This is a genomic window from Microbacterium sp. (assembly GCF_039812165.1).
Taxonomy (GTDB): domain Bacteria; phylum Actinomycetota; class Actinomycetes; order Actinomycetales; family Microbacteriaceae; genus Microbacterium.
The window spans coordinates 1-6,401 of record NZ_JBDIAB010000166.1 but is presented as its reverse complement, the minus strand read 5'-3'; the positions used below and the strand labels follow the sequence as shown (position 1 = coordinate 6,401).

Annotated in this window: 9 protein-coding genes; 1 reads left to right on the top strand and 8 read right to left on the bottom strand. The window is 72.1% G+C overall.

Annotated elements, in window-relative coordinates:
* Position 1: 1 nt before the first annotated feature.
* From WML84_RS11775 to WML84_RS11750, 6 genes are all read right to left on the bottom strand, one after another.
* The gene (locus WML84_RS11775) at positions 2–352 is read right to left on the bottom strand and encodes a TraR/DksA C4-type zinc finger protein (protein WP_347346336.1); all 351 of its coding nucleotides are present in this window, start codon (positions 350–352) and stop codon (positions 2–4) included.
* A 17-nt stretch (positions 353–369) separates the two neighbouring features.
* Positions 370–741 (bottom strand): DUF4186 domain-containing protein, encoded by a 372-nt coding sequence (locus WML84_RS11770; protein ID WP_347346335.1) that lies wholly within the window; start codon positions 739–741, stop codon positions 370–372.
* Between the two features lie 12 nt (positions 742–753).
* The gene (locus WML84_RS11765; RefSeq protein ID WP_347346334.1) at positions 754–1,353 is read right to left on the bottom strand and encodes an FMN-binding negative transcriptional regulator; all 600 of its coding nucleotides are present in this window, start codon (positions 1,351–1,353) and stop codon (positions 754–756) included.
* 251 nt (positions 1,354–1,604) lie between these two features.
* Positions 1,605–2,855, bottom strand: coding sequence for a Fic family protein (locus WML84_RS11760; RefSeq protein ID WP_347346333.1), 1,251 nt, complete (start codon positions 2,853–2,855; stop codon positions 1,605–1,607).
* Positions 2,856–2,897: 42 nt separating this feature from the next.
* Positions 2,898–3,815 (bottom strand): hypothetical protein, encoded by a 918-nt coding sequence (locus WML84_RS11755; protein ID WP_347346332.1) that lies wholly within the window; start codon positions 3,813–3,815, stop codon positions 2,898–2,900.
* The gene (locus WML84_RS11750; RefSeq protein ID WP_347346331.1) at positions 3,812–4,384 is read right to left on the bottom strand and encodes a hypothetical protein; all 573 of its coding nucleotides are present in this window, start codon (positions 4,382–4,384) and stop codon (positions 3,812–3,814) included. Before WML84_RS11750 ends, WML84_RS11755 begins: the two co-directional genes overlap by 4 nt.
* Positions 4,385–4,562: 178 nt before the next feature.
* On the opposite strand from WML84_RS11750, the gene WML84_RS11745 reads away from it, so the two are divergent.
* Positions 4,563–5,144, top strand: coding sequence for a dihydrofolate reductase family protein (locus WML84_RS11745; protein ID WP_347346330.1), 582 nt, complete (start codon positions 4,563–4,565; stop codon positions 5,142–5,144).
* 68 nt (positions 5,145–5,212) lie between these two features.
* Here the strand turns inward: WML84_RS11745 and WML84_RS11740 are convergent, their stop codons facing one another.
* Both WML84_RS11740 and WML84_RS11735 read right to left on the bottom strand, forming a co-directional pair.
* Positions 5,213–5,842, bottom strand: coding sequence for a class I SAM-dependent methyltransferase (locus WML84_RS11740; RefSeq protein WP_347346329.1), 630 nt, complete (start codon positions 5,840–5,842; stop codon positions 5,213–5,215).
* A 46-nt stretch (positions 5,843–5,888) separates the two neighbouring features.
* Positions 5,889–6,401, bottom strand: a 513-nt coding sequence (locus tag WML84_RS11735) for a HAMP domain-containing sensor histidine kinase (protein ID WP_347346328.1), incomplete at its 5' end; no start/stop codon positions are given.

Sequence of the window (6,401 nt, the reverse complement as noted above, 5' to 3'; positions counted from 1 at the left end):
GTCAGCGGCGCTCGGCGCAGGCCACGCAGCGGTCGCGGAAGGGCCGCACCTCGAGCTGGGCGAGCGGGATCGCCCGACCGCAGACGACGCAGACGCCGTACGTGCCGGCGTCGAGGCGTCGCATCGCCTCCTCGGTCTGCCGGTCCTCGTCCCGCGCGGATTCGAGGAGGCCGGCCAGCATCGACCACTGCGACGAGAGCGTCACGCCCTCGGGATCGTGCTCGTCGTCGTCGGACTCGCCCCGCCGGGCGCTGGTCAACGCGTCGAGGTCGGCGGCCAGCCTTTCGACCCGGATCCTCGTGCGCTCCTGCTGCGCGAGCAGCAGCGAACGGAGCCTCTCGTCCTGCGTCATGGCCTCCCCATCCGCGTTCATGACGGCGGGCCCTTCGGTGCGTACTGCGCGGCGATCCAACGGCAGATCGCCTCGACGACGTATGCCTGCTCCGCGGGGTCGAGCGCCCTCCCGGCGGGGATCCCGTGCCAGCGGCTGAGACACGTCCGGCAGCACGTCGCCGTCGCATGCTGCGCGACGAAGACCGGATGCCCCCGATACGGCGTCTGCCGACCGTCGTTGCGCGGCGCGGCCGGGGCGAGCCTGCGCTCGACGATCTCCCCCGCATGCCGGCGGACCGTCTCGATGCCACGGAGGTCGACCACCGCGCGGTCGCGCCCGAACAGCCGGAACCGCGCACGGAACGGATGCTGCCCGATCCGGTGCAGCCGGGCATCCAGCTCGTCCATCGCCACGGGCGTCTACTCGCGCACTCGGCGCATCTCGTCCGCCAGGCGGGGGTTGCCGGCGGCGAGCTCCCCCATGATGCGTTCGGCGACCTCGTCGGACTTGTTCTGGCTGAGCTTGGCGCGGGCGTCGAAGCGCGTGACGCGCATGCGCAGGCCGACCGTGCCCTTGGCGATGCGTCGCGTGCCCGCCTCGTCGTCGGACAGACTGCGCCCGTTCGGGTAGTGCCGCTCGAAGTGGTCGGTGAGGCGCGAGAGCATCGCGTAGTTCTCGTCGGCGGAGAGGAGCTCGGGCACGCCGTACAGGTGCGCGGTGACGTGGTTCCACGTCGACACGAGGTCGCCGGGCGCGTACCAGCTCGCCGAGACGTAGTCGTGCGCGCCCTGGACGATCACGAGGATCTCGTGCTCGCCCAGCTCGTGCAGCTGCTCGTCGGGTCTGCCGAAATGGCTGACGATCACGATCCCGTCGGCGTCCTCGTCGAGCAGCACCGGGTAGTGCGAGGCGACGAGCCCGTTCGACGTCGCCGACACGAACGTCGCCCACGGGTTGCCGCGGATCAGGCGCTTGACCTCGTCCGGATCCGTCATGAGATACCGCGGAGTGTGTCTCATCGCCTCCTCCTTCCGTGCGCGTGGCGGCGCACGGCCGTCACTCCGACGGTACCGACTCCGCCCCGCATGCGGGTCGTCTCGGATTCGCGCGTTGGGGCTCTTCGCCTGGCGCGTATCGTCGCCGGACGCCGGGATGGCGACCAGATGCGCCACGTCAACGGCACGCCCGCCGCACTCGCCTGGCGCATTCTGTCGCCGGACGCCGCCACGGCGGCAGGATGCGCCAGGTCAGGCGCGTACCCGACGCCAACTCACGTCGGCAGCGGCGGCCCGAGCCGCGGCTTGCGGTTTCGCGTGTCCTCCCCGCCGACGCGGTTGCTCCGCTCCGTGAGGGCGACGAGAGCCAGATGACGATCCGCGGTCCAGCAGACCAGCCGCCCGCGCTGATCCTTCGTCCGGCCGAGGACGTCCGCATCGGCCAGTTCGGTGAGCGCGCGGTGCGCGGCCTGCGGCGACACACTCAATCGCGTGCTCACAGAGTCGACGGTCAGCGCCGGGTCGGATGCCAGTGTGTCGAGGATGCGGAGCACGACGGCATCCCGTCGAGGCGCGGCAGGATTGGCTCCGCGCTCACGACGGAAAGCGACGAGGCGGTCGTAGACCCCATGATCAAGTGCGGCAATGTCATCCGCGAGCTTCACCGCGTTGCCCGCGGCTCGCTCGGCGGCATGCGCGAAACCGACCACCCAGTCGTCCAGCGCCGGCGGCTCCGCGCGGTATCGGACAAGACCTGCGACGTACGAGTCCGTGTCGCCCGCGAAGACCGTGCTGATCGGGATGAGCACATTTCGCAGGGCGTCCGCCCGACGCAGGATCGTGTGGATGAGAGCGCGCCCGGTGCGGCCGTTGCCGTCGACGAACGGATGGATCGTCTCGAACTGCGCGTGCGCGATCGCGGCGCGCACCACGGGGTTGCCGGAGGTCTGCGTGACGAAGCTCGCGAGGTCGGCGACGAGGCGAGGCACGTCGGCTTCCGGCGGCGGCACGAATGCCGCACGCAGCGGGGACCAGCCCGGCCCGCCGACCCAGTTCTGCTCCTCTCGCAGGCCTCGTCCCAGAGCCGGCTCGATGACGTGCTGGAGGTCCACGATGTCGTCGGTCGTGATCGCGCGCGTGCGGTCCGCGAGCCCTGCGATCGCGGCTTCCGTCGCGCGGACGTTCGCCACGACGTCGAGTGCCTGACGCGGCCCGTGGTGCAGCAGCTCCGCGATCGCGAGGCCCTTCGGAGTGACCCGATTCCCCTCGATCCAGGAGGAGGAGATGGATTCGGATCGGATCAGCAGGTGGTTCAGATACCGGCCGCGCGCGCCGATCCGCTCGTCGGCCCGCGCGAGCACCGCCAGCGCGTCCTCCGCGGCCGCCTGCGCATCGACGCCGAGGATCGGAAGCCGCTCCCCCAGCTCGTCCGGCACATACGCGCGGTAGCGGCCCGGCGCGCGATCCCTGCGGCTCAGGCCGCTCGCGTTCTCGGGATGCCACAGACGCTCGATGTATCGACCCATCGGAGCCTCCCGTCGCCGCGTACTATCTCAACTTTAGATCATCTAACCGAGAGATAGCGTCGCGTCGATGACTCGGTCGGGATCGACGATCCTGCGCAGCCGGAGGTCGGCGTCGGCGGGGGTCACGATCGTCGCCCATACGTCGCCGACCGCACAGTAGGCCGCCGAGACGCCGTGCGCGCGGAGGCCTGCACCGCGATGGTCCTTCCCATCGATGCGGATCGTGACCGGCATCCAGGTCGATGCCCGCAGTTCGTCGCGCAGCCGGAGGTGCGCGTCGCGCATCGCATCCGGAGCCGCGAGCGGCGGCATCCGCGCGTCCACGCGCCGACCGGTCAGCTCGCCGAGCAATCGATCGCGCACGTGCTCCTCGCGCTCGGACGCGGCGGTGATCGTGGTCACCGTGATGGCTACTGGCGACTCCTCCTCGTCGACGAAGCCGACGGCGACGTGGGTGATCCTGCCGGCCTCACCGCCCCACCCCACGAGGCGAACGATCCCCGGCCACGATTCGATCTCGAACAGCGGGATGCCGGCGGCCCGCACCCGCTCGAGCTGTTCCCGGCGCCGTGCCTCGAACCCCCGCTGCGGGTCCACGGCCGACAGCAGCTCGACACGGAGGCTCCCTCCTCGTGCGCCGGGGCGCCACCAGATCGAGCTGAAGAACACCAGCCACGCGACGATGAGCAGCAGGATCGGGGGCAGCCACCACCACACTCCGACCGTCAGCTGAAGCACGACGCCCACAGCAAGCCCGACCCCGGCGACGACGACATAGAGCAACGGCGTCGGGACGATCGTGCGGTGTCGTGCCAGCATCCGCCACGTCCGCACCGGGAACGACCACCAGCGCGGCTCAGGGGCTTGCAGGTAGACCGCCGAGCCACGACTCCCGACGCCGCGCCCGTGCTTCAGCCAGCGCCAGAAGCGCGACCCTGCCGACGGGGCCGTCTCGCTCATGCGCCGGGCTCGGCGTGCCGGGTGAAGGATGCCAGTGCCGCCGAGTACAGCTCGGGATCGGCGCGGGTGGCGTCGGTCACGAGCAGCGCGGAGTCGCCGATGACCCGGGTGTGCTCGCCGCGACACGGGATGGTCACGATCCTCATCAGCCCGGCCTCCCACGCGGGCACGAGCGCCGCGAGCGAGCGGCGTTCGGGGTGCTCTTCCAGCGGACGCGCATGGAGACTGATGCGTTCCTGGAACCGCCGTTCGGTCCAGGAAAGGTAGCGGTCGTCGAAGGCGGCGTCGCCGAATCGGTCGCGCCAGCTCGGACCACGCAGCTGCGCGATCAGCGCGGCGCGTGCCGGCGACCCCGGTGGAGCCGCCGCGACCTCGTCGAAGAGACCGGGATCGATGACGACTCCCGCATGCGCGATCACGGCATCCCACAGCGCCGGCCACGCGGCTTCCCACGATGTCGCGTCAGGCGTCTCGCGCACATCCCCGGGCGCGTCGATCAGCAACGGGGGCAGATCGCCGACCGGGTGGAGGCCCCAGGCCTCACGCACCCACAGCAGCTCCAGCACCATGTTGGGGTCGTCTGCGATCGAGAGGACCATGTCGTGGGGCCAGGGGTTCCCCTCCATCGGAATGGCCGAGCGCATCGCGGCCTCCCTCCCGGGGCCGGGACGCCCCGTCCTCCCAGTCTCGCACCGCGCCCCGACGGCGCGGGCGTTAGCGTGGAGCCACGCGATCAGAGGAGAGCCCATGGGCAAGGTGGTCATGAACGCCTCGGTGTCGATCGACGGCTTCATCGCCGACGCGGACGACGACCCCGGCCCGCTGTTCGAATGGTTGGTCACCGGCGACGTGCCGCTGGACGACGGCGGCGTCCTGAAGGTGTCGCAGGCGTCCTACGACCACGTCCGGCCCTACTGGGACGAGATCGGCGTGACGATCGTCGGCCGCCACGTCTTCGACCTGACCGACGGTTGGGACGGAGTGCCGCCGAGCGGGATCGACCACGTGATCGTCGTGACCCACCGCGGCAGGCCCGAGGGCTGGCATCCCGAGGCGCCGTTCCACTTCGTCGACGGCATCGAGGCCGCCGTCGCGAAGGCGCAGGAGCTCGCGGGCGACCGCGTGGTCGAGGTCGCCGCCGGCGACGTCGGCGGCCAGGCGTTCGCGGCCGGCCTGGTCGACGAGGTGCGCATGGACGTCGCACCGGTCGTGCTCGGGTCGGGCAAGCGCTACTTCGGGTCGGTCGATGCGCAGCACCTGCTGGAGGATCCCGACGACGTGATCCGGGGCGAGCGGGTGCTCCACCTGCGCTACCGCGTGCGCCGCTGACCGAGCCGCGCCCGCCATCGGCATCCCGTGACCGCGCGCGCCCCAATCGCGCGACACGGGATGCCGTCTCACGAGGACGGCGCGGGCTCGCTCGGCTTCGTCCAGCGCAGGAGGTAGCGGTAGTAGAGACCGCGTCGGATGCGCACGCCGGGCAGCAGCGCACGGGCCGCCGAGCCGATCTCGGCGAGGCTCTCGCGGGGCGGCGCGGTCGGCACGCCGATGTCGCCCGTCTCGCGGTGCAGGACGGAGCTCGCCCGCACGAGCGGAACCGACAGCGCCGACACGGTCCAGTCGAGCGCCGACCTGTTCGCGGCGAGGCCGACCACCAGCACGTCGCCGCCCGGGCGCAGCAGACCGGCCGCCCTGCGCAACGTCTCCTCCAGCGGCAGGTGGTGCAGGCTCGCCACGAACGTGATCAGGTCGAACCGGCCGGCATCCGGAGGGTAGTCGTCGAAGCCGCTCTGCACGAGGGCGGTGTTCTGGATGCCGGCGAGCCGGGCTCGAGCGTGCGCGATCGCCGTCGCATCCGGCTCGATGCCGGTCGCCGAGCGCAGGTGCGGGGCGAGCCGCTCCAGCAGGAGCCCGTCGCCGCAGCCCACGTCGAGGAGGTCGCGGTGCCCGCGCCGAGCGGCCACGCGCGCGATCCACGGGTGGTATGCGGTGTTGTGGTTCCAGTAGGCGCTCGTGCGGAAGGCCATGCGGATCGCCTCCCCAGCGGTCGACTGCTCGTCCTGAGACTCTAGGTCAGACGCGCGGCATGCCGAGACCGCCGGCCGGGCGGGAGGGGAACGCGAGCCGGGCGACCAGGCCGCCGCCGTCCCGCGGCGACAGGACGAGCGTCGCGCCGAGCGAACGCGCGACGGCGTCGGCGAGGGTGAGCCCGAGCCCGGAGCCCGGTCCGGCGAGGCGGGTCTGCTCGCCGCGATGGAACGGCTCCACGAGCCGCGCCGCCTCCACCGCGGTGAGCTGCGGCCCGTCGTTCTCGATCGCGAGCTCGACGCCGCGCGCGTCGGCCGTGACCGCGACGCGGACGGCTCCGCCGACACGGTTGTGGCGGATCGCGTTCTCGACGAGGTTGCCGACCGCGATGCCGGCGAGGGTCTCGTCGGCCGCCACCGGCGCGGACACTCCGTCGACGACCACCGTGACGCCGCGCTCGTCGGCCTCCGCCCGGTGGCGCTCGACCGCGTCGCGGGCGAGCGTCGCGAGGTCCGCCGCTCCCGCCGGCGCCGGGGCGTGCCCGGCGCGGGCGAGGGT

Excerpts from the sequence above, each read along its gene's own strand:
- WML84_RS11775 (WP_347346336.1), bottom strand. The coding sequence starts at position 352 with ATGACGCAGGACGAGAGGCTCCGTTCGCTGCTGCTCGCGCAGCAGGAG.
- WML84_RS11770 (WP_347346335.1), bottom strand. The coding sequence starts at position 741 with ATGGACGAGCTGGATGCCCGGCTGCACCGGATCGGGCAGCATCCGTTC.
- WML84_RS11765 (WP_347346334.1), bottom strand. The coding sequence starts at position 1,353 with ATGAGACACACTCCGCGGTATCTCATGACGGATCCGGACGAGGTCAAG.
- WML84_RS11760 (WP_347346333.1), bottom strand. The coding sequence starts at position 2,855 with ATGGGTCGATACATCGAGCGTCTGTGGCATCCCGAGAACGCGAGCGGC.
- WML84_RS11755 (WP_347346332.1), bottom strand. The coding sequence starts at position 3,815 with ATGAGCGAGACGGCCCCGTCGGCAGGGTCGCGCTTCTGGCGCTGGCTG.
- WML84_RS11750 (WP_347346331.1), bottom strand. The coding sequence starts at position 4,384 with ATGGTGCTGGAGCTGCTGTGGGTGCGTGAGGCCTGGGGCCTCCACCCG.
- WML84_RS11745 (WP_347346330.1), top strand. The coding sequence starts at position 4,563 with ATGGGCAAGGTGGTCATGAACGCCTCGGTGTCGATCGACGGCTTCATC.
- WML84_RS11740 (WP_347346329.1), bottom strand. The coding sequence starts at position 5,842 with ATGGCCTTCCGCACGAGCGCCTACTGGAACCACAACACCGCATACCAC.